Genomic DNA, 25,443 nt, shown 5'->3' with positions numbered 1-25,443 from the left:
AGCTATTTTTTTACCAAGGAAGATATTTTTTCCACCAACTTGTTTTTTTCTTTTCTTCAGTCGTTTTTTCAAATTCTTCTTTATCATCGACGTGATCCATACAATATTCAGTCGGTTCGGTACCTTTAGCGAAATACATTTTCACAGAAATAGGACAATTTTTTGTAGCAATTTTACCGTTCTCTGGGTTGATACTAACCGCTACGACGTCACCTGGTTGTTTAAATTCTTTTTTGGGCTGTCCATCTAAGCCTTTCTCCATCGTATCAGTCCATATTTTCTTCGCATATCCTTGTTCTGCTACGTTTGAAATAGATTTAGGTTGATCATATCCGACCCATACACCTGTTACGATTTGCGGAGTAAATCCGATCATCCAACTATCCGTTTCAGTAGAACCAGATTTTCCGGCATATGTTCTTGATAATTTTGATAACATCGATTGGCCAGTTACAGCAGCATAACTGCTTAGTTTCTTATTAAACATACCGGTCATCATTTCTTCCATTACAAACGCTTTGCTCTTGTCGAGAACTTGTTTACTCTCTAAATGAGCATCGTATAATATATTTCCTTCATGATCCATAATGCGGCGAATGAAAGTAGGTTTTACTTCTTTTCCACCGTTTGCGAACATGCTATAAGCGTTAACCATTTCAATTGGTTTTACGGGTGATGTGCCGAGAGCTAGAGAAGGCACATCTTTTAATGCACTTGTAATTCCAAATTGTTTTGCTGTTTTTGCGAGTGCGTCATCTCCTAAAAATAAATTCGTTTTTACAGCATATATGTTATCAGAGACTGCGAGAGCTTGTGCCATCGTTACAAAATCATCTGCATAATAATCTTTATAGTTTTTTGGTTTATACTTTGAAACGCCGTCACCTAAAGTAAATACAGTATATTCGCTTTTTAAGCGCGTAGCAGGCGTGAATCCTCGTTCTAATGCTGCATAATATAGAAATGGCTTAAATGTAGAACCAGGCTGACGAACGGCTTGTGTAGCCCTGTTAAATTGACTCGTAGTATAATCAGTTCCGCCAACAAGAGCAGCCACTTCACCTGTCGTTGGATTCATAGAGACGAGAGCAGTTTGTATGTTTGTTGTGTCAGGTATATGATCTTTTACAGCTTGCTCTGCTACAGCTTGTAGTTTAGGGTCTAGCGTTGTATAAATTCGCAAGCCACCCCGTTGTAAAGCTTGTTCGTCTAATCCAACATCACGAAGAAGCGAAGCTTGTACAGCATCTTGGAAATATGGTGCGACCTCTGCTACTTTTTTCGTATCTAATGAGGCAAAAGTTAGTGGCTCTTTCTTCGCTAAGGCTGCTTGTTGCTTCGTAATATATCCTTGTTCGACCATTTCATCTAATATGAGAGCTTGTCGTCCTTTAGCACGATCCTCTTTCAAAAAGGGAGAATAGACACTTGGCCCTTTCGGGATACCTGCGAGCATACTAGCTTCTGCTAATGTTAAATCTTTTGCTGTTTTATCGAAATATAGACGGGACGCAGCTTCGATTCCATAAGCGCCATGTCCGTAATAAATTGTATTTAAATATCCTTCTAAAATATGATTTTTATTATAGTTTACTTCAAGGCGGACAGTGTACATTGCCTCTAATAATTTCCGTTTCCACGTTTTATCATGATCTAAATACAGATTACGCGCGTATTGTTGTGTAATTGTACTAGCTCCTTGTACCTTTGCCATCGCTTTTAAATCAGCAACAATTGCACCCGCAATCCGTTTCACATCGAAGCCGTGATGTTTGTAGAATCGTTGGTCTTCGATAGATAGTGTCGCCTCTTTTACATAAGGAGAAATTTCATTGAGAGATACATTGTAACGTTTTTGAATTTCATTACTTTGTCCAATAACAGTATCATCGTTTGCGTAAAAGACGCTTGTTTGCGGGACCGCAACAGGAGGAGGTCCCATAATTTTTGCGACTATAATAATAACAAAAAAAGAAAAAACGAAGAAAAGGACGCAAGAAAACATTGCGGTGAAGAAAAGACGTTTATATTTTTTAAGTTTTGGATTCATAGTCTGATCCATCTTTTTTCAGCCCCTCATTAATACAAGCGTTATTGTATTAGTATTGAGGGTTTTCATTTATTTTAAACAATGAAATTTCGAAAATAAAAAGCTCCTTCCATTAAGAAAGGAGCTCAAAGGCACGTGCTGGCCAATCGGTAATGATGACATCTACACCATAATCAATCATAGTTTGTAAATCTTTGTATTCGTTAATTGTATATGGACGGAAAACATATCCTTGCTCTTGTGCTAATTGCACAAATTCTTTCGTTAATAGCTGGAAGTTTGGATGTAATCCACTTGCTTTTCTCTGTTTTGCTTCGGCAATTGGATCAGCAATCGGTGTATCATATAAAATTGCTCTTGGGATTTCAGGAGCAATTTCTGCTAATAATGAAACAGAGTCATGGTTAAATGATGAAAATACAATTTGATTAGAAAGATGATATTCGCGCACAAGTGCAACAGCTTTTTCCTCAATATTTGGGTAATGAATAACATCTGTCTTTAATTCAATATTTAGTTGTAAGTTCGTTGTGGAAAGCCAAATGAAAATCTCACGCAACGTTGGGATTTTTGCTTCATGGAAAGAAGGGTCTTTATAGCTACCAGCGTCCAATGATTGTAGTTCCTCTACCGTTTTTTCCGAAACAAGTCCAACGCCATTTGTTGTACGATCGACGGTTTCATCGTGAATTACGACAAGTTCACCATCTTTTGATAAGTGGACATCGAGTTCAATCCCGTGAGCGCCAATGCGTTCTGCTTCTTGGAAGGCAATCATCGTATTTTCGGGATGTGTACCTTTTACTCCGCGGTGAGCGAAAATAAGTGGTTTACTCATGTGAAATTCTCCTTATTATCTCTTTTCTTTCATTATGAAACTGCTTTAGGGAAAATACAATTGAATATGATAAACATTTACAAAAGTCTAACAGTTGCAGAAAAGTTAACGTTAACGTAAAATGTAATAATCAAGTGAAGGGAGGAATAAACATGTATAAAATTGATGAAGTAACAAAGCAAGTCGGTTTAACAAAACGTACACTTCGTTATTATGAGGAAATTGGTTTAATTCATCCCCCAGAACGTAGTGAGGGGAATATTCGTCTGTATACGGATGAGGATATTGCCAGAATTAAAAGAATTGTAGAAGCGAAAGAAGTGCTAGGAATCACACTTCAAGAAATGCAGCATTTCTTATCACTAAAAGAAAGAATGGAGCAAAGAAGAAATAGCGAGAACCCTCGTGATCGTGAAGTGATTCAAGAAATTAAAGATATGCTTGAAAAACAAGTGCAAACGTTAGACGAAAAAATGGAGCAAATGCAACGTGTAAAGGCAGAACTTGAAGATAGTTTACATCGTGCAGTAACATTTTTAGAGAGCACAAAAGGAGAGTAATCAAAATGGAGAGCAAACAAAAACTAGGGAGATTGATTACAGTGGTGGCTACCTTCCTTGCCTTTTCGGGTATAGGAGTAGTCGACCCAATTTTGCCGATTATTGCAGAGAAAATTGGTGCAACGCATTGGCAAGTTGAAATGTTATTTACTGCTTATATTTTAACGATGGCAATCATGATGTTACCAGCTGGTATATTTGCATCAAGATTTGGTGATAAACGGATGATGACAATCGGTCTTGCGATTGTGACTGTATTTGCGTTTATATGCGGTATATCGCAAACGATTGCTCAATTATCTCTTTTCCGTGCTGGTTGGGGATTAGGAAATGCGATGTTTTTTGCTACAGCAATGACGCTGTTAATAGCATTAAGTAAAGAAGTTCATGAAGCAGTAGGATTATACGAAGCAGCGATCGGCTTAGGTATGGCTGGGGGGCCGTTATTGGGTGGAATATTAGGTGGACATTCTTGGCGTTATCCATTTTTCGCGACGAGTATTTTAATTTTCTTAGCATTTATTTTAGTATTCTTTTTTGTAAAAGAACCGGAGCGAAAAGTGAAGCGTAAGGCTGCTGGCGTAGGAGAATTACTTAACCTGGTGAAGTATAAACCGTTTATGCAAGGTGCGATTTCAGGAATGTTATACTACTACGGATTTTTCGTTGTGTTAGCATATTCACCACTTATTATGCATTTATCAGCTATTCAATTAGGCTTTGTATTTTGCGGATGGGGATTAGCGTTAGCTTACGGTTCTGCAATTTTAGCACATAAGCTAGAAGGGAAATATGAACCAAAAACATTATTGAAGGGTAGTTTACTTGTATTTGCGATTTTCTTAATTGCACTATTCTTTGTGAAAATTATGTGGTTACAAATTACTCTTATCGTTTTATCAGGATTAGCATCTGGCTTAAACAATGCATTATATACAAGTTATGTAATGGATATTTCACCTTATGAAAGATCTGTTACGTCAGGTGTTTATAACTTTGTTCGTTGGTTAGGGGGCGCAATTGCTCCGATTTTATCAGGAATTATCGGTCATACTGTTTCACCACAAAGCCCGTTTTTAGTAGGTGGAATTGTGGTGTTAGTTGGTTGTATTATGATCCTAATTCCAATTCGTAAACCAGTAGAAATAGAGACAAAAGCCCTTTCTTAAGAAAGGGTTTTCTTTATACATATATGTTAGAACCCTCTGACTAAAATATATTTTCGGTATTTTTGTACTTTTAACTATACATTTTGGATGTTTTGTTTTATTTTTGTTAGGGGACATTAATGATGTCCCTATTATAAATTTGCATTGAAAGGCGTGATTGTACGATGGAACTATGGTTCACTGAAAAACAAACAAAACATTTTGGGATTACGGCGCGTATTAACCGCACATTACATACGGAGCAAACAGAATTCCAAAAACTTGATATGGTTGAAACGGAAGAGTTCGGAAACATGCTTATTTTAGATGGCATGGTTATGACAACAGAAAAAGATGAGTTCGTTTATCATGAAATGGTAGCGCACGTACCTTTATTTACACATCCTAACCCTGAAAACGTATTAGTTGTTGGTGGCGGTGATGGTGGTGTTATTCGTGAAGTGTTAAAACACCCAAGTGTAAAGAAAGCAACTCTTGTTGAAATCGATGGAAAAGTAATTGAGTACTCTAAACAATACTTACCATCAATTGCAGGCGCATTAGATAATGAGCGTGTAGAAGTAAAAGTAGGAGACGGTTTCCTACATATCGCAGAAAGCGAAAATGAATACGATGTAATTATGGTAGATTCTACTGAGCCAGTAGGACCAGCAGTAAACCTATTTACAAAAGGCTTCTACGCTGGAATTTCAAAAGCGTTAAAAGAAGATGGTATTTTCGTTGCACAAACGGACAACCCTTGGTTCACACCAGAGTTAATTACGACTGTGTTTAAAGATGTAAAAGAAATTTTCCCAATTACTCGTTTATACACAGCTAATATTCCAACATACCCAAGTGGTCTTTGGACGTTCACAATTGGATCTAAAAAACATGATCCATTAGAAGTAAGTGAAGAGCGTTTCCACGAAATCGAAACGAAATACTACACAAAAGAATTACACAACGCAGCATTCGCATTACCGAAATTTGTTGGCGATTTAATTAAGTAAGAAAATCGAGCTTGAACAAATAAAGTGTGAGTAGCTCATTTAAGGTGTTTGTCCAGAAGACTTGAACATGCTAGCTACTTACACTTCTGTAGAGAAAATCGTCTTCTTGTTGTTAAAAAGAAGACCCGGTAAATCGAGAAAGAGGAGCAATTCGCTCCAAATTTGAGAAATAGTGAAAGGTTGGGATACCTTAAGTTCCACATAAGGAGGAAAAGAATATGCGTTTTGATGAAGCTTATTCAGGTAAAGTATTTATTAAAAGTCATCCAAGTTTTGAAGAGTCAAAGGTAGTTATTTATGGGATGCCTATGGATTGGACAGTAAGTTACCGTCCAGGATCTCGTTTTGGCCCTGCACGTATTCGTGAAGTATCAATCGGTCTTGAAGAATATAGTCCGTATTTAGATCGTGAATTAGAAGAGGTAAAATATTTTGATGCGGGTGATATCCCATTACCATTCGGAAACGCACAACGCAGCTTAGACATGATTGAAGAGTATGTATCAAAACTTTTAGATGCCGATAAGTTTCCACTAGGTCTCGGCGGTGAGCACCTAGTGTCTTGGCCAATTTTTAAGGTAATGGCAAAAAAATATCCGGATTTAGCAATCATCCACATGGATGCTCATACTGATTTACGTGAATCGTATGAAGGGGAGCCTTTATCCCACTCTACACCAATTCGTAAAGTGTGTGATTTAATTGGTCCGGAAAACGTATATTCTTTCGGAATTCGTTCTGGAATGAAGGAAGAATTTGAATGGGCGAAAGAAGTAGGTATGAACTTATATAAATTTGACGTATTAGAACCGTTAAAAGAAGTATTACCGAAACTTGCTGGACGCCCAGTCTATGTCACAATCGACATTGATGTATTAGACCCAGCTCACGCTCCAGGAACAGGAACGTTAGAAGCTGGCGGTATCACATCTAAAGAATTATTAGATTCCATCGTAGCAATTGCAAATTCAAATATAAATGTAGTTGGAGCAGACTTAGTAGAAGTAGCCCCAGTCTACGACCATAGTGATCAAACACCAGTCGCAGCAAGCAAATTCGTGCGGGAAATGCTGCTCGGTTGGGTAAAATAAAAGTGAAGCCGACTGTTTAGACCCGGTGACTAAGGTTCTTTCCTGCAAAAGGTGCTTTTTACCTTTTGGCAGGGAAGGTTCTTAGACGCAAGGGTCTAGGAGGCGTAACTGGATAGAAATAAAAGCGGAAGCGGCTCGCTCAGAATGTGAGGGGGATGGAGCTTCAGACGTAGAGGCTCTTTTTGCCTCGAAGGAAGAAGCGAAGCCACCGATCATTCTAGCCGCTGCAGCTAGATAAAGTAAGAGCCCTCTATATGATTAGAGGGCTCTTACTTTGTCGTTATGTGTCGGTAAGTCGATATATTTAAAAAATCGCCGATATAATTTCATTTACCGTTACGCAACACAAAAAAAGCTATTCTCAAACGATGGGAATAGCTCTTTTTCTTATGCAACCTTCTCTTCCGAAGTAACTCCACGAATTTCATCAGCAGAGCGGATCGGATATTTACGGAACACAATAGACCCGATGTATCCGACAATAGTGGTAACGATTCCACATAGTACAGCAGCAATCGTTACTTTTATAACGTCATTAAATCCGAATAGGACAAGAAGACCTGGAATTGGTGATGCTGTTCCTGGTGCATTATTAACAAGCTGGAATAGCGATGTAATAATACCGGCAAGTGCACCGCCAACGAAGTTTGTTGCATAAATTGGAATTGGATTTGCTGAAACAACATCTGCTTGTGTTAAAGGCTCGATTGCTACAGCGATTGTGTCTTTCTTTGAGCAAATTTTTAGTCGCTTAAAGAAAATAAAGTTCATCGGGGCTGAGGCTGCTACGGCAAGACTACCAATTGCCATTGGTAAACCTGTTAATCCAAGCATTGCAGTTAGTGCCATAGAACTCAGTGGAGAGGTAGAAATAACTGTTATTAATCCACCAAGCATAATACCCATAATGATAGGACTTTCTGTAGTTGCAACTGATATCATAGAACCGATTTTACCAAGTGTTGCGTTAACGAGCGGATCCATAAGCATTGCCATTCCACGTGAGATTGGTGCAGCGATAAATAGGATTGCTAAAAATTCCACACCAGCCGGTAATTTCTTTTCGAGAAATTTCACGACGAAGGCACAAACGTATCCGGCGAAAAATCCTGGTAAAATACCGAATCCACTAGTAGCGATACCAATTAAAACAGCGTATACGGGGGAAACACCGATTGCTAATGCGACTAAAATCGCTGCTGCGACACCGCTCATACTACCAGAAGCTTCTCCTACTGATTGTAAAAAGTCATTATGAAACATTTCTCCACCTATATAACGGTGAAATGCTTCAATAAGAAAACTTGCGATTGCTGCATTAGCTAAAGCGCCCATCGCCTTCATTCCGTAAGGCGCACGGTAACTGAAAAGTGTAAATAGACAAAGTACAACAAGTAATAGTGCTAAACCTTGCAAGATAGCCATTTGAAAACTGTCTCCTTTGATTTTTGTAATAAAAATTCGTATCATTCAATAATAATATAAAAGTGTATGAAACGGAAAAATTTTTTCTTGGGAACTTGCTTTAAGAAAAAATCCCTTACAATAATGTAAGGAAAGTGTAAGACTTTTAGATAGAGTATAGTATGCTCTTTTCCGTATAATACAAGTATAGATATAATACTAGTGAGAAAGAAGTGCAAACAGGAGGCGCATGTATGAAATTGGTAATTAAAGTTTTAGCTGTATTCGCCATCATTTTAGGGGGAACAGCATATTATTTAAACACAAAAACAGAAGGTGTACATGCTTTTGTAGACAACTTCTTTTCAAATAAAGAAATACAAGATTATTATGCGGTTGTAGATAAAGGTGAGAAAAAAGACGGTGAATATTTGTATACATTTAAAGGGTATACAGAGGACGGAAAGCAACAAATTATTAAAAGAATGGTAAATCGTGAATTGCATGCAGGTGCTTTTATAAAAATTTATGCAAAAGGTATGCAAGGAAAAGGATGGGCTGAAATAACGAAAGAGTCAATCCCGCAAAAAGCATTGCAAAAAATAGAAAAATCATAAAAGGAGCGAATCGTTCGCTCCTTTTTTAGTGCGTTAAAATAGTGATAGATGTATTTTCTTTGTTAGAAATGATTTTGGCACTTCCACCAATTGGAAAAGTAAAAATTGGAGTTGTATGTCCAAAATTTGCATTTGCAATGATAGGAATATGTGCAAGTTCAGGTTTTGAAGAAATCATTTCTTGAATGTCCGCTATCGTACATTCTGCTTCTTTTTGCATTCTTCCTATTACAATACCTGTTATATGTTCAAAATCAGGTTGCTGCATAAGGGAATGTAGATAGCGATCAAAAGTTTTAAGCGTTGATTTTCCTGTTAAACTGTCTTCTTCAAGGAATAAAATTTTGCCCTTTAAGTTTGGCATATATGGTGTGCCTTGTAGTAAATTAAGTGTGCTCATATTGCCACCGATAATTTCTCCTGTCGCTTCCCCCTCTTGAATTGGAACATACCCTTCATTTTTTATAAATTCTCGATTTTCCTGATCCATATACCAAGAATCATCGCTCCACGTTTCCGCCGGAATGATTTCAATAGGCTCATTAGTGGTTAAGCATTGTAAAAAGTAATCGTTTGTATACTCGAGCCCTTTCTCCATTCCAAATGAAGAGAAGTGGGGACCCGAATATGTAACAAGCCCTGTTTTTGTGTAAATTGCATTATTTAAGGCAGTAATATCAGAATAACCACAGAAAAATTTCGGGTTTTTACGAATTAGATCATAATCGAGATGTTTCAATAAACCATTGGAGTTGTATCCGCCAAGTGTCGTCAAAATAGCTTTTACATTAGGGTCTCCAAATGCTTCATGGAGGTCTTGAATGCGGGAAGAAATAGAAGAGGAAGCAAATTGATCTATCTCATCGGCATATTTTGAGAATGTAACTTGAAAGCCCATGTCAGTTAATCTTTTTGTAGCAAGTTTTCTATTTTCATTTGAAACAATACTTAAACTACAGGATGGTGAAATCACGCGTATTTCATCACCCTTTTTTTACTTTGTTGGTATCACTGAATTCACCTCTATAATTAAAAGAATATTTAGATTTAAAAAATATTTTATCACATGAAATAAAGTAGAAGTGAATTATTTTTTGAAATGGAGTTTTCCTGATTTTTCAGCAGACAGACAGCGTCTTTTTTTGATATGATAGGAAAAGTGATTTATTATAAGTAGTATTTAATATCTATAACATTTGAAAGGTGTGCAAGACGTGAAGAAACAACTTGCAGGCTTGCCGGTACACGTTCATTTCGTAACAGAAATCCGTGAAGGGGCGAGGAAGGAAACCGTTGCTTTTGAAGCAAATGGTCAATACTATGTAAAAGGTCAAGGTACATATGTAACATTCCAGGAGCCGAACGAACAAGGCGAAGTGAAAACAATTATTAAAATTCAAGATGAACAAGTTCTCATTATGCGTTCAGGTGCTATTTCTATGCGTCAGACGCATGTGAAAGGTGAATGGACAACGGGTACGTATACGAGTGAACTTGGTACGTTTGCACTGCAAACGAAAACTGATAACGTTCTTTTTAAATGGTCGGATGAAAAGAAAAAAGGACAACTCTTCTTAACGTACGCATTGCTTCTAAGTGAACAAGAAGCTGGCAGATATACAATTACAATTAATTTGAAGGAGGCAAAATAATGAATTCCTTAGAACAGGTAAAAGGATTGATTAAAGAAGAAATTCAAGCTGCTGTATTAAAGGCAGAATTAGCGACAGAAGAACAGATTCCAAACGTTGTATTAGAATCTCCAAAAGATAAAACAAATGGTGACTTCTCTACAAATATGGCAATGCAACTTGCACGCGTTGCGAAAAAAGCACCTCGTATGATTGCAGAAGAACTAGTTGCAAACTTCGATAAAGCAAAAGCTTCTATTGAAAAAATCGAAATCGCTGGTCCTGGTTTTATTAACTTCTATATGGATAATAGCTACTTAACAGATTTAATTCCAACAATCGTAAACGCTGGTGAAGCTTACGGTGAAACGAACACTGGTAAAGGTGAACAAGTACAAGTTGAGTTCGTATCTGCGAATCCAACAGGTGACCTTCACTTAGGACATGCACGTGGTGCGGCAGTAGGTGACACTTTATGTAACGTATTAGCAAAAGCAGGATACGATGTATCTCGTGAGTACTATATTAATGATGCTGGTAACCAAATTCATAACTTAGCTCTTTCTGTTGAAGCTCGTTACATGCAAGCATTAGGTTTAGAGAAAGAAATGCCAGAAGACGGTTACCATGGTGCGGATATCATTGGAATCGGTAAACGTTTAGCTGAAGAGTTTGGTGATCGTTACGCAAAAGCTGATGAAAAAGAAAGCTATGAATTCTACCGTGAATATGGTTTGAAATATGAGTTAGCAAAACTTCAAAAAGACTTAGAGAGCTTCCGTGTTAAATTTGATGTATGGTTCTCAGAAACATCATTATACAAAAACGGAAAAATTGATGCTGCACTTGCTGTATTAAAAGAGCGTGATGAAATCTTTGAAGAAGGCGGAGCAACTTGGTTCCGTTCAATGACTTACGGTGACGACAAAAACCGTGTATTAATTAAAAATGATGGTTCTTACACATACTTAACGCCAGATATCGCTTATCACCGTGATAAATTAGAGCGTGGTTTCGATAAGTTAATCAACATTTGGGGTGCTGACCACCACGGTTACATTCCTCGTATGAAAGCTGCTATTCAAGCGCTAGGTTACGATAAAGAAACACTTGAAGTAGAAATCATCCAAATGGTACAACTGTACCAAAATGGTGAAAAAATGAAAATGAGTAAGCGTACAGGTAAAGCAGTTACACTTCGTGAGCTTATGGAAGAAGTAGGCGTGGACGCAATGAGATACTTCTTCGCGATGCGTAGCGGTGATTCTCATTTAGACTTCGATATGGACTTAGCTGTATCAAAATCTAATGAAAACCCAGTATACTATGCACAATATGCTCATGCTCGTGTATGCAGTATCCTTCGTCAAGGTGAAGAGTTAGGATTAGCTGCAGATGGAGACGTGAATTACAAACTTGTTACTTCTGAGAAAGAAGTAGAGTTACTGAAAAAACTTGGTGAATTCCCAGCTGTAGTTGCGGATGCAGCACAAAAACGTCTGCCACACCGCATTACAAGCTATGCATTTGAATTAGCAGCAGCATTACACAGCTTCTACAATGCAGAAAAAGTATTGAACCAAGATAACTTAGAATTAAGTAAAGCTCGTTACGAGTTAATGAAAGCAGTACGCACTACACTTCAAAATGCATTAGCAATCGTAGGAGTATCTGCACCAGAAAAAATGTAATTAAGAAAAGCGAAAGCGGCTCGTTTAGAATAGGAGGGGGATGGAGCTCCTGACAGAGAGGCGTACTTTGCCTCGGAGGAAGGCACGAAGCCACCGAGTATTCTAGCAAAGCGGAGCCGATTTTTCGCTTTCAGTAAAAGGCAATCACACGATGTTGTGATTGCCTTTTTGTATGGAGATAATAAAAAAATAAAATTTTATCAAACAAAAGGATAATTTGCGTCGTCTTATATAAATGACAGGAGGCTTATGATGGAAGAAAAGGTAGAAGAATTAATTGATATATATAAGCAGCAAATATATTCCTTATGCTATAAGTTAGCGAAAACGAAAGAAGATGCGGAAGATATTTTTCAAGAGACGTGGATAAAGGTTTTTTCATCAAGGCACCAACTTTCTTATGTGGATAATTATAAAAAGTGGATTACTACAATTTGTGTTCGTACGTTTTATGATTTTTATCGTAAGAAAAAAAGGTGGAAAGATCGAATATTGGATTTGTTTCATAAAGAAGATGGTGGAGAAATAGATTTCGCAGATGAAGTGAATATATCAGAAGAATTTATTAAAAAAGTGGAAGCGGAAATGATACGGGAAGTAATACAGTTATTAAATGAAAAATATAAAACGGTACTCGTACTCTATTACTATGAACAATATTCTTACAAGGAAATGAGTGAAATATTAAATATACCGATTGGTACGGTAATGGTGAAAGATGGTTTTGTAAAAGTGAATTGGGAAGCAAAATAAAGGGCCCTTGAGAAAGGCCCTTTATTTTATTGGATTGTATAAGTAACAGAAAAACTAACAGGACTATAGTAAACGTAAGGTGCATGAAATTGAACGTACATATTTCCATCTGTTTTTGCAGTGAAAATTCGGCCGTAACCATCAGAATAACGTCCAATAAGGTTATGATTTGAGTCATAAACACTGTAACTAGGAGTTTTGCTGTTAGGTTGAATTGTTAACTCTTGTCCCTTTTGAAGGAAAACAGGTTCTTGTTCAGAACTACCTCCAGTTTGCAAAGAATAAAATTTTGTAAAGCTTTGTTCTTGAGCGGCAGCAGCGACTTTTGTTTCAGGAATAAACGCGGTAGCGCCGGTAATTCCTGCTAAAGTTAACGCACCTGCTAAAATCATTTTTTTCATAATAGAAAAAGCCTCCTTATAAGTTGTAATCGATATTGTTACAGTTAATATTGTATACGATAATGAGGAGGATAAAATATGCTTTTATGCATATATATTTTTTCTCAATAAAAGACCACTGATAAAAATCAGTGGTCTTTTATTGATTAAGCAGCTTTCTGTTCAGTTTGAGTAACAGGTTTTTGAAGCGAGTTATAAACCCCTGTTCCGATAACGTCTAATGCTATTTTCATTCGTTCAGGTGAAATATTTTCTAATACGTTATCTTGAGGTGTATGGTATACCTTTTCAATATGATAGATTAATGGATTCCAACTATCGACACCCATCCAAATAAATAGAGCAGCAGGAATACCAGCTTCAGCAAATGGAACATGATCACTAGAACCGAATTTACCTTGTAGGACGAGGTCATTATTTAGTTGTTTACCTGCTTGCAAGGTAGCATCTGTTACAAAGTTTGTAGAGCCATCAGGTGTCATAGCGTATAAATTCTTTGCTTTATCATAATTTGTTGCAACCATGTCTGCGTTAAAGACACCTAAAATTCGATTGCGTTCTTTTTGGGATAGACTATTAACGTAATAATCGGAGCCAAGTAAGCCAGTCTCTTCAGAACCAAAGGTAATAAAACGAATTTCCTTATCAGTTTCTACATTTTGAAAAGCACGAGCTAGTTCTAATACTAATCCAGTTCCAGAAGCATTATCATTTGCGCCAGGTGCTCCGACAACACTATCATAGTGCGAACTTACAACGACTGCTTTTTCATTACCGGTACTCTTTTTTGGTTTCTTTTTGGCGATAACATTTAGAGATGTTAATTTAGATTCATGTCTCGCTTTTAGGGAAAGAATTGTTGTCCCTTTTTTAGCGATTTCTTCTTTAAATGCATTTCCTTGCGCATAAGCAAGACCAAAGACAGGGATAGATTGCTTTTTCGTTAGGCGGGGATTGAAGGTTTGTCCATAATTTCCGCGTCCGCCAATTAAACTGTATAAAAGAACACCTTTTGCACCTTTGCTAACAGCATTTTCAACTTGTTTATTATAGTCTGTAATTGTCGTTCCTCTTTCAAATAAAACAATTTTACCGTTTACTTCATTTGGAATATCTTCTAATTTTGTCCCACCTTGAACAAAGATAAGGGGAGCTGTAACAGCTTCTGTAGAAATTAGTGAATTAGGAGCAGCACCAGCTTGCCAATTACGTTTTATTGACAGTGGTGATTCAATGAATCCAACGTACTGATCGGGAACCTGAAATGGCTGATATTCTACTTCATAGCCCATCGATTTAAGCTGCATACCAATGTAACGAGAAGCCCATTCTTCGGATTTTGTTCCACCGGGTCGAGGACCAATTGTTTCAGATAAGAAACGAACATGTTCAATTGCGCGGTTTGGATCAATCTGTTTTGTAATAGATGGAGTTTGTGTAACCTCTGACGTGGAATCCGCTTTTGCTTGCCCAATTGGAGCTAAGCTAACAGCGAGTGATACAGCAAGCAAAGAGCTTACTATTTTTTGTTTCAATGATTTTCTCATTTTTTCCTCTCCTATTCTTCTATTCTCTGTGACTGACAAAAGAAGACGGATAATGACTTTATTTTACCTTCGCGTCTTTTGTTTTTCAATATTCTGACATTGAGAAATAAAAACAATATATGCATATTTGCATATTTTTGAGGAAGATATGTATGCTATCATTTTAAACGAAGGTTCGCTTTCTACTCTGAAAGCTCCTACATTGCATGAATCTAGTGTACCCAAACTTTAGATTATGTAGAGAAATGGAACCACTGTAGGGTTTCATTTCTCATGTTTGAATCAGTTGATGGTAATTATGTTTCCGCATTTCATAATTATTATCAGTGATATATGTAAGGCATCCATATGAAAATAAGAGGCTGTTCAAAGGTTTTCCGTACTTTTGGGCAGCCTCACCCCGTTAAAAGGACGATACTTTATGTATCGTCCTTTTTGTATAAAAAAACATCCAATCAATTGAGAGATTGATTGGATGTAAAAACATTATTAATAATGTTTTTTGCGTTTTGTAGCTAAAATACTTAATAATCCAGCTAGTAGAAGGACGATACCTACTGTTTGTGTAGGGTCTTCTTTATGACCTGTATTTGGAAGGTGTTTATCCGTATTTCGATCATCTTGCTGTTTGTTATCTGTTTCATTTGATGTTTCTTCGGAAGTTCCGTTTTTGTGTTTCTCAGATGTTTCATTACCTTTGTTTTCTTCTTTATTTGGAGGAGTAACTGGCTTGTCATCTCCACCTGACGAAGATTCAATCTTTTTATTTGAAACTGTAATTTGTAGTGGTGTAGCTTGGGCTTTATCAATTGTAAAGTTTATTGGTGATGCATCTAATTGATAGCCTTTAGGAGCCTGTGTTTCTACTAATTGATAATTACCAGGTTTCAAATCATTTACGATTACTTTTCCGTATTGGTCTGTTTTTAAACCTTCTCGGATGATTTTTCCATCTTGGTCTAAAATATTGAAAATGGCACCTTCAAGTGTTCCATGGTGATCAATATCAACTTTAGTTAACTCAATTGAACCTGTTGTTAAACTATTTAAAGCTGTAACAGAGGTAATCTGAGATTGTCCTTTCGTAATTGTGAAAGGAATTGGTTTAATGTTTAAATCATAGCCAGTTGGAGCTTTCGTTTCAATGAACTGATAATCTCCTGGACGTAAATCAGAAACAGAAATCTTACCATCTTTATCAGTAGTTAAATCAGAATGAACATCCTTACCGTTCATATCTACAATTTTAAAGATAGCCTCTGCAAGAGTAGTACCATCGATGTCATCAACTTTAGTTAATTCAACTGCGCCTTTAGTTAAGCTATTCGTAGCAGTAACAGAAGCTTTAGCAGTTTGACTCTTTTCAACAGTAAACTTGATAGGATTTTGGTTTAAGTCATAATGCTTAGGAGCTTTCGTTTCAATAAACTGATAATCTCCCGGACGTAAATCAGAAACAGAAATCTTCCCATCTTTATCAGTAGTTAAATCAGAACGAACATCCTTGCCGTTCATATCTACAATTTTAAAGATTGCTCCTTCAAGAGTAGTACCATCGATGTCATCAACTTTAGTTAATTCAACTGCGCCTTTAGTTAAGCTATTCGTAGCAGTAACAGAGGCGATTTTTTCTTGGCCTTTTTTAACTGTGAACTTAATAGGTGTTTTGTTTAAGTCATAGTGTTCAGGAGCTTTTGTTTCGATAAACTCATAGTCTCCTGGCGGTAATTCATCCACAACTAAACGGCCGTTTTTATCAGTAGTTAAATCGGTACGAACATCGTGTCCATCCTTATTAACAATTTTAAATACTGCACCTTCAAGTGTTGTGTTTTGCTTGGCATCATCAACTTTAATTAACTCAACACTACCTTTCGTTAAGCTATTAATAGCTGTAACGAAGACATGCTTTGTTTGACTTCTTTCGATTGTAAACTTAATTGGTTCTTCATTTAAGTCGTAATGTTTAGGAGCTTTTGTTTCAATAAATTGATAGTCTCCTGGTTGTAAGTCTTTAGCGATGATTTTTCCGTCTTTATTGGTAACTAAATTCGTACGAATGTCGTTACCGTTCAGATCAGTAATTTTAAATACCGCACCTTCTAGTATTTCTTTCTTATCTATAGAGTCAACTTTCGTTAATTCCACGCCACCTTTTGTTAGGCCATTCTTAGCAGTAACAGAAGCGTGAGTTAGTTGACTTCTTTCGATAGTGAAGCTAATAGGTGTTTTATTTAAATCGTAATGCTTAGGAGCTTTCGTTTCAATGAATTGATAGTCTCCTGGGCGTAAGTTCGTAGCAGTAATCTTACCATCTTTATCAGTAGTTAAATCAGTGCGAACAATTTTACCTTTCGCATCGATGATGTTAAACACTGCATCAGAAAGTTTTGTATCTGGATTTATATCATCCACTTTTATTAATTCTACAGCACCCTCAGTTAAGCTATTTGTAGTAGTAACTTGGAGCTTTTCTTTTTGGCTTTTCTTAATTGTAAACTTAATAGGTGTACTATCTAATTTATAGTGTTCAGGAGCTTTCGTTTCAACAAACTGATAGTCCCCAGGACGTAAATCAGAAACAGAAATTTTTCCATGTACATCTGTTGTAAGCTCAGTACGAATCTCGTTACCATTCAGATCAGTAATTTTAAATACCGCATCTTTAAGAGCAGTACCATCTACATCATCCACTTTAGAAAGTTCCACAGCGCCTTTCGTTAAGCTATTTGTAGCTGTAACGGAGATAGGATCAGCTTGGCTCTTTGTAATTGTGAATGGAATTGGCTCTTTGTTTAAATCGTAGTGTTTCGGAGCCGTTGTCTCGATGAATTGATAATCACCAGGACGTAGGTCAGAAACGCTAATTTTACCTTGTTGATTCGTAACAAGATTTTTGCGAATTACAGTACCATTCATATCCACAATTTTAAATACTGCGCCTTCAAGAGTAGTGCCATCGACGTCATCCACTTTAGAAAGTTCCACGCCGCCTTTTGTTAAACTATTTTTCATAGTAACGGTAGCAATATCTTTTTGGCTTTTTTCAATTGTAAATATAATTGGTTTTTTGTCTAAATCATAGTGTTCAGGAGCCGTTATTTCAACGAATTGATACGTACCAGGACGTAAGTTTTCGATAACGATTTTACCTTCACTGTTTGTTTTTAAATCTGTTTTAAGTACTTTGCCATCTTGATCCAGTAAATTAAATACCGCATCAGCAAGTTTTGTTTGAGTGTTTAAATCATCAACTTTAAGTAATTCGATACTACCTTGTTTTAAGCTATTTGTAGCAGTTAAAGAAATAGCTTTCTTCTGTCCTTTTTCAATAGTGAATTTGATTGGTGTTTCATCTAAAACGTAATGCTTAGGAGCTTTCGTTTCGATAAATTGGTAATCACCAGGACGTAGGTCATTAATTTCGATTATTCCTTGTTCATTTGTAACAAGGTCTTTATGAACTACATCACCGTTCATATTAACAATTTTAAATACTGCATCTTTAAGAACAGTGCCATCAACATCGTCTACTTTAGAAAGTTTAACTGCACCCTTTGTTAAAGCATTTGTAGCAGTGATATGAAGAGTTTCAGTTTGGCTCTTTTTAATTGTAAATACGATAGGTTTTTTATCTAAATCGTAATGTTCAGGAGCAATTGTTTCAACGAATTGATACGTACCAGGACGTAGGTTTTCAACAACAATTTTACCTTCATCATTTGTTTTTAAGCCTTCTTTAACTAGCTCTCCGTCTGCATCTAATAAATTAAATACGGCGTTAGCAAGTTTTGTAGTTATATCAATATCGTCAATCTTTGTTAGTTCAACGCTACCGTTTTTCAAAGCATTTTTGCCTGTAACATTGATCTCTTTCGTTTGACTTCTTTCAATTGTAAATGGAATCGTTGTTTCATCTAATACATAGTGCTCAGGAGCTTTTGTTTCAATGAACTGATAGTCTCCAGGGCGTAAATCAGAAACAGAAATTTTACCGTTTTTATCTGTAACAAGATTCGTATGAACTTCCTTACCATTCATATCCACAATCTTAAAGATTGCACCTTCGAGCATCGTACGATCGATGTCATCAATTTTTGTTAATGTTACTGCACCTTTCTTTAAACTGTTAGTAGCAGTAACAGTAATATTCTCTTTTTGACTTTTTTCGATAGTGAATGGAATAGGGTCTTTGCTTAAGGTATAGTCTTTTGGAGCTTTTACTTCAATAAATTGATAGTCTCCAGGACGTAAATCAGAAGCAGAAATTTTACCGTTTTTATCAGTTGTTAAACCTTTGCGAATTACCTTTTTAGTATCATGAGCGTCAACGATTATAAATTCTGCACCTTCAAGAGTAGTGCCATCAACATCATCAACTTTTGTTAAAGTGACGCCACCTGTAAGTAAACTATTTTTTACAGTAACAGGGATAGGAAGATCTTCCTTACTACCTTTTTTAATTGTGAACTTAATAGGTGTTTTGTCTAATTTATAATGTTCAGGTGCTTTTGTTTCGATAAATTGATAATCCCCTGGTGCTAAATCAGGAATAACTAACACTCCGTAATCATCTGTTGTTAAATCTTTCATAATTTCTTTGCCAGTTGCATCTTGCAATGTGAATACAGCGCCGGCAAGAGCTTTACTACTTTCCACATCATCTTCTTTAATAAGTTTAACTTTTCCTTTCGTTAAACTATTTTTAAATGTAAGTGGAAGGAGTTTTTGTTGTCCTTTTTCGATTGTAAATTCAATTGGTTCTACATTTACATCGTAATAAGTTGGAGCCTTTGTTTCGATAAGCTTATAGTTACCAGGACGTAAGTCATCTACAACTAGCATTCCTTTACTATTCGTAACAAGGTCCGTACGAACATCTTCATTAGTATCTCTATTAACGATTTTAAATACTGCACCTTCAAGTGTTTCCTTTTCATCTGCAGCATTCACTTTTGTTAACTCAATACCGCCTTTTGTTAAGCTGTTTTTAGCGGTAACAGTAGCCTGAGTTGTTTGACTTTCTGTAATCGTAAATTTAATTGGTTTTGTATTTTTGTCGTAATACTTCGGTGCTGTTACTTCGATAAATTTATAATCGCCAGGGCGTAAGCCAGTAGCGATAGCTTTACCATCCGCACCAGTTTTTACATTTTCGCGAATAACTTTCTTTTCATCATTTGCATCAACAATTTTAAATACAGCACCTTCAAGAGCTGTACCATCGATATCATCAACTTTTGTTAATTCAACATCTCCTGGTTTTAAAGCATTTTCAGCTTTCACAAGTAGAGTTTCTTTCTGACTTCTATCGATTGTAAATTCAATAGGTTCTGCTCGTAAAACGTAATGTTCAGGAGCAGCTATTTCAATAAATTTATACGTACCAGGACGTAGGTTACTAACTTTAACTTTACCGTGTTTATCAGTAGTTAAGTTAGTGTGAGGGGAAACGTCATTATTATTTGTATCGACAAGTTTGAATACAGCACCTTCTAGTGGTTTTTTCTCACCAAACTCATCAACTTTTAATAATTCAACCTCGCCCGTTTTTAAGCTGTTATTTGCCGTAACAGTAGCAAGAGCTTGTTGGCTTTTATCAATTGTAAACTCGATAGGGTTTGTACTTAACGTATAATCCTTAGGAGCTTCTGTTTCGATAAATTTATAAGCACCAGGCTCTAAATCTTTAACGGTAACTTTTCCATCTGAACCTGTTTTTATATTTTCACGAATTACTTGTTTCTCGTCATTCGCATCGACAATTTTAAATACAGCACCTTCAAGGGCAGTGCCATCGACATCATCGACTTTCGTTAAAGTGACACCACCTTTAATGAGGTGATTTGTCGCTGTAACAGTAAGTGCTTTCTGTTGGCTCTTTTCAACTGTAAATTTAAGCGGTTTTTTATCTATTTCATAATGTTCAGGTGCTTTTTCTTCAACAAATTGGTACTCTCCAGGAAGTAAATTTTTCGCTTCGATTTGTCCGTTACCATTTGTCGTTAATTTGGTATAACCAGGAATTCTTTTGTTATTTCGGTCCCGTACACTAAATACTGCACCTTCTAAAGTATTACCCTCTTTATCAACTTTTGTTAGGATAACTGAGCCTCTAATCAAGTTGTTTTGGGCCTCTTTATTAATTACTGTTGTTTGATCTTCCTCGATTGTAAATTCAATAAGTCGATCATCTAATTGATAATGCTCAGGAGCCTTTATTTCTTTTAAGTAGTAAGTTCCTGGTTTTAAATTATCTACAGTAATTTGTCCTTTATCATTTGTTATTAATTCTTTATGTTCAGGAATGACATTATGGTTTTGATCAAGCAGAGAGAAAACTGCATTTTTAAGCTTTTCTTTGTTATGAGCATCAGTCTTTGTAAGTACTACTTTTCCAACAAATTTCTCGTTTTTAAGAGTATATGTTGTAGTTTCTTCTGCACCAAGCTTAACAAGTTTACCTGCTTTTAATTCTTTACTAATGACATAGCCATCAAGAGTTTTCATTTCTCTAAGCAGATATTCATCGCGTTTTAAGTTGTTAAACTGAGCGATACCATTGTCGTCTGTTGTAATTGTTCGAATAGCAGTTGTACCTGTGCGATCGAATAAAGTAAATACTACGCCAGATAAAATTTTATTTGGATCTGCATTATCTACTTTTTTAATTTGAAGGTTTCCGCGTCCCTTAGTAGCAGAACCGCCTCCAGATCCAGAAGATACTTTAACTACTATTTCTTCAATTTTTTCAGTTTCTGTTAATTTCAAACTATTACCAGTAATCTTCGCTTTATTGCTTACCTTTTCATTATTGTCTGCATTAATGAGTGAACGGTATTCTAAAATATAAGCTCGATCAATAGTATGAAGAAATTCAATTGTAAATTGTTGTTTCCCCGTATTGTTGTCTGTTGTTATTTTGAGTTTATAGTCTTTTCCTTCTTTTAATTCGTTTGTTGTATCTTTCGTTAAAGTGCCATCCACGGCTACTGTTGTCCCATATAGGTGGAATGACTTTTCATCGAGAATTTGATTGTCTGTCGGATCGTCTGTTACGACAGCATTTTCAATCGTTGATTGACTTGCATTAATAGAAACGCTCCAATCAATGTACTTGTCATTTTGTTTTGCTTTTTTCGTAACGCCGCTACCACCATTTTTGATCTCGAATGCACCATGAATATTGGCGATAGTTTCCGATCCATCTTTTAATTTGGCGTAATTATCATAGCGCTTATTAATTTCTTCACCTGCAAGTGAAGTTTTAAAGCTGATATGGTACGCTGTTTTAATTTCATTTTTAAAATGAATCGTTAATGTATTTTTATTATCTTTCGTTGCATTTTCTACCGTATATTCGTCAGGGGAAACAAGTGCCCCTAATTTATAACCGTCTGCACCACCAGTTAATTCCATATGATGAATCTCAATGGAGTCTGGTATAAGTTTTTGATTGTTTTCTAGTACGTCAACGATAGAAGGGTCTTTAATAGTCCTGTTATTATAGTTAAACCCTATGTCCCATTTGATTTCTTTCGTTTGGGCATTGTAAGAACCGTATTTAAATCCGTTTCCTTTTGTATAGCCGTCAGGATTGAATCTATCATGAGATTTACTATTTTTATCGTTCCCATTTATATCTTTCCATGATAACTCAGCTGTATTTTTGAATGATTTATTATCATCCTTTTTAGATAGAGTCTCGTAATTAAAGTCTGTTGTGTACGTGATGGTTAAAGTTTTATCCATATTAGACTTATAACTACCAGCTAGTGTTACTTTGAATCCGTCAGCTATTACATCAAGTGTGTAATCAGAGTCTAATTTCAGTTCAGTTGATCCATCAGTAATTTTGAAACTATCTTTTTGTAATGTAAGTCCACTATAGTCAAACGTATCAGTGATAACAGCATCATTTAACACGTAATTGTTATCATTTACAATAATTGTCCATTTCGTTGTTTTCTTATTGTAATCTGTATCGTTTGCATTTTTATTATGTTTCTTTATGATGTTTTGTTGTTGTAATGTAACTTTGTTTGTTTTACTCCATTTTCCATCTGCAATAATTGTATTTTCGATTTCGCCATCTTGTATAACATCATTCTTGGCTTTCGATGTATAAGTAATCACATAGGCACTATTAATATCTTCATTAAATTGTAAATCAAATCCCTCATCGGTTTCTTTTACAGTAAAGTTTGTGGCGTTGTCACCTGTAACAAGTTTTCCGTTATTATCATAAGAAGCATTTTTAACCACGATAGAACTTGCATCAACTTTATGAGATTTGTCCAAGATGTCTTTTAAAAGCGCATCAGATTGTTTAATATCTCTTTGGTCACCGTTGAAAGTAATTGTCCATTCAATTGTTTGTGTTTTTGGATTATATTTACTAGTTTTCTCTAGATGTGTACCGCGTGAAACAGTTACAGTTGCATTTGCGGATACATCTCCTTGATTCTTGCTGGATACTTTTGCTTCATTTTTGAAACTAGTAACACTTTCGTCAGTAATTTTTGTCGCATATTCAATTTGATATGCTTTTTTCGTTTCATTTTTAAAAGCGATATTTAATTTATCGGAGGATGAAGTGAGTGTATATTCTTCTTTACTAACTTCGGCTCCACGAGTCGTTTTCCCGTTAATATCTACTTCTAACTCATAAACCTTAATAGAATCTTCATTGAGACTGGCTCCATTTGGAATATTGTCTTGGAAGACAGCGTTTGTAAGAATGTCTTTTGTTTTGTTCATTTCGACTGTCCAATTGATTTGATTCGTATTAATCGGTCTATCAGGTATACCTTTTTTATTCATAGATTTCTTTACATTAGGTTTGAAATCAAGCTCGATAATAACGTCTTGTTCTTTAATTGGGAAAGGAATTTTTTGTTCCGTAGTCCCTTTAATTTTTGTTTTATTGAATTCCGTACCAACTTTTAAATGACCATCTATATTAGGATTGTCTTCAACGTACTCGTTAAAAGTCATAGTTACTTTTCCGTTTAAGTCAACAACGAACGTCCCAATTTCATGTCCTGTTCCATCAACTAAAGGCTGTGTAATGGTGTTGTGGACGATAAAATATTCCGGAAGTTGGAAAATATAGTAATCTCCCTTTTTTACTTTTAATGATTCTAAAACTTCCCATGTAAAATCGATATTGGCAGCAGAATCAGGATTTGGACGATTATCTGTATCATTAAATGGTTTTCCGTCTTTATCTGTTAATTTTACGCTTGTTAAAATATTTTCTTTAATTTGCTTAGGTGATGGGTCTGGATTTTCAACAGGTTGCCCTGTTGTGTTATCACCAGGGTTCTCAGTAGGTTGCTGTGTCCCGCCATCTTTTGGCTGTTCCGTAGGCTGCTGAGGATTCCCGTCTTTCGGCTGTTCCGCAGGTTGCTGAGTGTTCCCGTCTTTTGGTTGTTCCGCAGGTTTCTGCTGTGTCTCACCATCTTTTGACTGTTTCGCAGGCTGCTGAGGATTCCCGTCTTTTGGTTGTTCCGCAGGTTGCTGCTGTGTTTCACCATCTTTTGGCTGTTCAGTAGGTTGCTGTGCGTCACCGTTCTTTTGCTCTTCGGTAGTCTGCTTAGCATCATCACTATTAATAGTAGGTGAAGTAGGGTTATCTACTTGAACAGGAACTGAGATAGTCTTAGCTACTGTACCTAGAGGGAAAGTGAGTGGGACGGCTTTTATGCCAGGTTTTAAATCTGGATTGAATACAGTGTCAAATTTAATTTTTCCCTTAACACCTTTTGAATCTTTTACTGAATCGTTAAAGACTATTTTCATTTTGTTATCGTTTGCTGTAACAAAATATTGACCAATAATTTGTTGATCTGCCATTAAGTTTCCTTGTTGGTCATTTTTTACTTTTAATGCATTAGGTATTTGAAGAACTGTTGAATCTTTTTCTTGTGCAATTTGATGATCTTTTATTGACCAAGCATATTCTAGGTGAATGATTGATCCTATCTTTATTAAGTTTTTAGGATTTAATGCTTCGTCAATAATATGATTCGTTGCATCTTTCATTTCAACAGTGTCAAATAAGGAATCTCCTGTTAAGGTTTCCGCTTTTACTTGATTGTATGGAAAACTAGCAAGTTGCGAAAATAGTACGAATACAATTAAACATACATTGAAAAGTTTTTTCATTTTTCCTCCTCTGAACATTCATTTGTCCATTGGGGACTTATTCCACATGAACAAATGGAATATTAAAAGTATTTGTTATAAGCTATTTATTTTTGCTATCCCTCCGTTTCTATACGCGTTCTCAGACAAGTAGGATTATGTTCAAAGTAAAATTGTTTAACGTAAAACACAATGTATATTTACACAGTTCTATGGAAATATACACAATTCGACAAAAAATGTCGAAAAAAATACTGATATAAAGAATGATATCAGACCTTTATATGTGAGATAGTTTTCATGTATATCTAGTAAAAAAGAATGGTTATAAAGGTAAGTTTTACGATACATACTAACCAATGTAGTGTATCCCTTTGTGAAGGCTTATTTTTGCCTTAAAGTTATGTGGAGATAAAAAGCTAGATAGGGTTGGTTTTGGTCAGAATGAAGACAATATGTACTTTGAAAATAGTCATTTATTTTGTCTAAAGAGAGTTGTGCGATTAGTGGACCGAAGTTGAAAGATGATAGTTTCTTACATTGTTAGAGG

General features: G+C 36.0%; 15 protein-coding genes. 8 read left to right on the top strand and 7 right to left on the bottom strand.

Annotated features, from left to right (window positions below; translation table 11 throughout):
* Positions 1–10 precede the first annotated feature (10 nt).
* Positions 11–2,062 carry a transglycosylase domain-containing protein gene (locus tag MHH27_RS27720; RefSeq protein ID WP_088022134.1) on the bottom strand — a complete coding sequence of 684 codons (2,052 nt, stop codon included), beginning with the start codon at positions 2,060–2,062 and terminating at the stop codon, positions 11–13.
* A gap of 100 nt (positions 2,063–2,162) precedes the next feature.
* Positions 2,163–2,888, bottom strand: a complete 726-nt coding sequence (locus MHH27_RS27715; RefSeq protein ID WP_000042783.1) for a glycerophosphodiester phosphodiesterase — start codon at positions 2,886–2,888, stop codon at positions 2,163–2,165.
* Between the two features lie 152 nt (positions 2,889–3,040).
* On the opposite strand from MHH27_RS27715, the gene MHH27_RS27710 reads away from it, so the two are divergent.
* The 4 genes from MHH27_RS27710 to speB all read left to right on the top strand — a co-directional run bounded on the left by MHH27_RS27710 (position 3,041) and on the right by speB (position 6,700).
* Positions 3,041–3,448 (top strand): MerR family transcriptional regulator, encoded by a 408-nt coding sequence (locus MHH27_RS27710; protein WP_000276560.1) that lies wholly within the window; start codon positions 3,041–3,043, stop codon positions 3,446–3,448.
* A gap of 5 nt (positions 3,449–3,453) precedes the next feature.
* Complete coding sequence (locus tag MHH27_RS27705; protein ID WP_000444233.1) at positions 3,454–4,617, top strand: MFS transporter; 1,164 nt, start codon at positions 3,454–3,456, stop codon at positions 4,615–4,617.
* 164 nt (positions 4,618–4,781) lie between these two features.
* Positions 4,782–5,609 carry a polyamine aminopropyltransferase gene (gene speE / locus MHH27_RS27700; RefSeq protein ID WP_000424696.1) on the top strand — a complete coding sequence of 276 codons (828 nt, stop codon included), beginning with the start codon at positions 4,782–4,784 and terminating at the stop codon, positions 5,607–5,609.
* Between the two features lie 218 nt (positions 5,610–5,827).
* Positions 5,828–6,700, top strand: coding sequence for an agmatinase (speB, locus tag MHH27_RS27695; RefSeq protein WP_097797084.1), 873 nt, complete (start codon positions 5,828–5,830; stop codon positions 6,698–6,700).
* A gap of 387 nt (positions 6,701–7,087) precedes the next feature.
* Here the strand turns inward: speB and MHH27_RS27690 are convergent, their stop codons facing one another.
* Positions 7,088–8,125 (bottom strand): PTS sugar transporter subunit IIC, encoded by a 1,038-nt coding sequence (locus MHH27_RS27690; RefSeq protein ID WP_000996313.1) that lies wholly within the window; start codon positions 8,123–8,125, stop codon positions 7,088–7,090.
* A gap of 233 nt (positions 8,126–8,358) precedes the next feature.
* Here MHH27_RS27690 and MHH27_RS27685 point away from each other — a divergent pair, with 233 nt between their 5' ends.
* Entirely contained in the window at positions 8,359–8,721 is a 363-nt protein-coding gene (locus tag MHH27_RS27685; RefSeq protein WP_000779932.1) for a YxeA family protein, read from the top strand.
* Positions 8,722–8,746: 25 nt separating this feature from the next.
* Here the strand turns inward: MHH27_RS27685 and MHH27_RS27680 are convergent, their stop codons facing one another.
* Positions 8,747–9,700, bottom strand: coding sequence for a S66 family peptidase (locus tag MHH27_RS27680; protein WP_340944894.1), 954 nt, complete (start codon positions 9,698–9,700; stop codon positions 8,747–8,749).
* Between the two features lie 235 nt (positions 9,701–9,935).
* Here MHH27_RS27680 and MHH27_RS27675 point away from each other — a divergent pair, with 235 nt between their 5' ends.
* The 3 genes from MHH27_RS27675 (at position 9,936) to MHH27_RS27665 (ending at position 12,796) form a co-directional block, all read left to right on the top strand.
* Positions 9,936–10,373: a DUF1934 domain-containing protein gene (locus tag MHH27_RS27675; RefSeq protein WP_000744343.1), complete on the top strand. Its 438-nt coding sequence runs from the start codon at positions 9,936–9,938 to the stop codon at positions 10,371–10,373.
* On the top strand, positions 10,373–12,043 hold the full coding sequence (argS, locus tag MHH27_RS27670) for an arginine--tRNA ligase (RefSeq protein ID WP_340944738.1): 1,671 nt from the start codon (positions 10,373–10,375) through the stop codon (positions 12,041–12,043). The genes MHH27_RS27675 and argS overlap by 1 nt, the downstream gene beginning before the upstream one ends.
* Positions 12,044–12,295: 252 nt before the next feature.
* Positions 12,296–12,796 (top strand): RNA polymerase sigma factor, encoded by a 501-nt coding sequence (locus MHH27_RS27665; protein WP_340944735.1) that lies wholly within the window; start codon positions 12,296–12,298, stop codon positions 12,794–12,796.
* A gap of 26 nt (positions 12,797–12,822) precedes the next feature.
* On the opposite strand, the gene MHH27_RS27660 is transcribed toward MHH27_RS27665, so the two are convergent.
* The 3 genes from MHH27_RS27660 to MHH27_RS27650 all read right to left on the bottom strand — a co-directional run bounded on the left by MHH27_RS27660 (position 12,823) and on the right by MHH27_RS27650 (position 24,914).
* Complete coding sequence (locus tag MHH27_RS27660) at positions 12,823–13,197, bottom strand: hypothetical protein (RefSeq protein ID WP_000738223.1); 375 nt, start codon at positions 13,195–13,197, stop codon at positions 12,823–12,825.
* 146 nt (positions 13,198–13,343) lie between these two features.
* The gene (locus MHH27_RS27655) at positions 13,344–14,744 is read right to left on the bottom strand and encodes a M28 family metallopeptidase (protein ID WP_090978307.1); all 1,401 of its coding nucleotides are present in this window, start codon (positions 14,742–14,744) and stop codon (positions 13,344–13,346) included.
* Positions 14,745–15,233: 489 nt separating this feature from the next.
* Positions 15,234–24,914, bottom strand: a complete 9,681-nt coding sequence (locus MHH27_RS27650; protein ID WP_340944731.1) for a SpaA isopeptide-forming pilin-related protein — start codon at positions 24,912–24,914, stop codon at positions 15,234–15,236.
* Positions 24,915–25,443 lie beyond the last annotated feature (529 nt).

The sequence above is a fragment of the Bacillus sp. FSL L8-0152 genome, assembly GCF_038006365.1.
Lineage (GTDB): Bacteria > Bacillota > Bacilli > Bacillales > Bacillaceae_G > Bacillus_A > Bacillus_A cereus.
The sequence above is the reverse complement of the archived record's forward strand: the minus strand, read 5'-3'. Positions and strand labels throughout refer to the sequence as shown.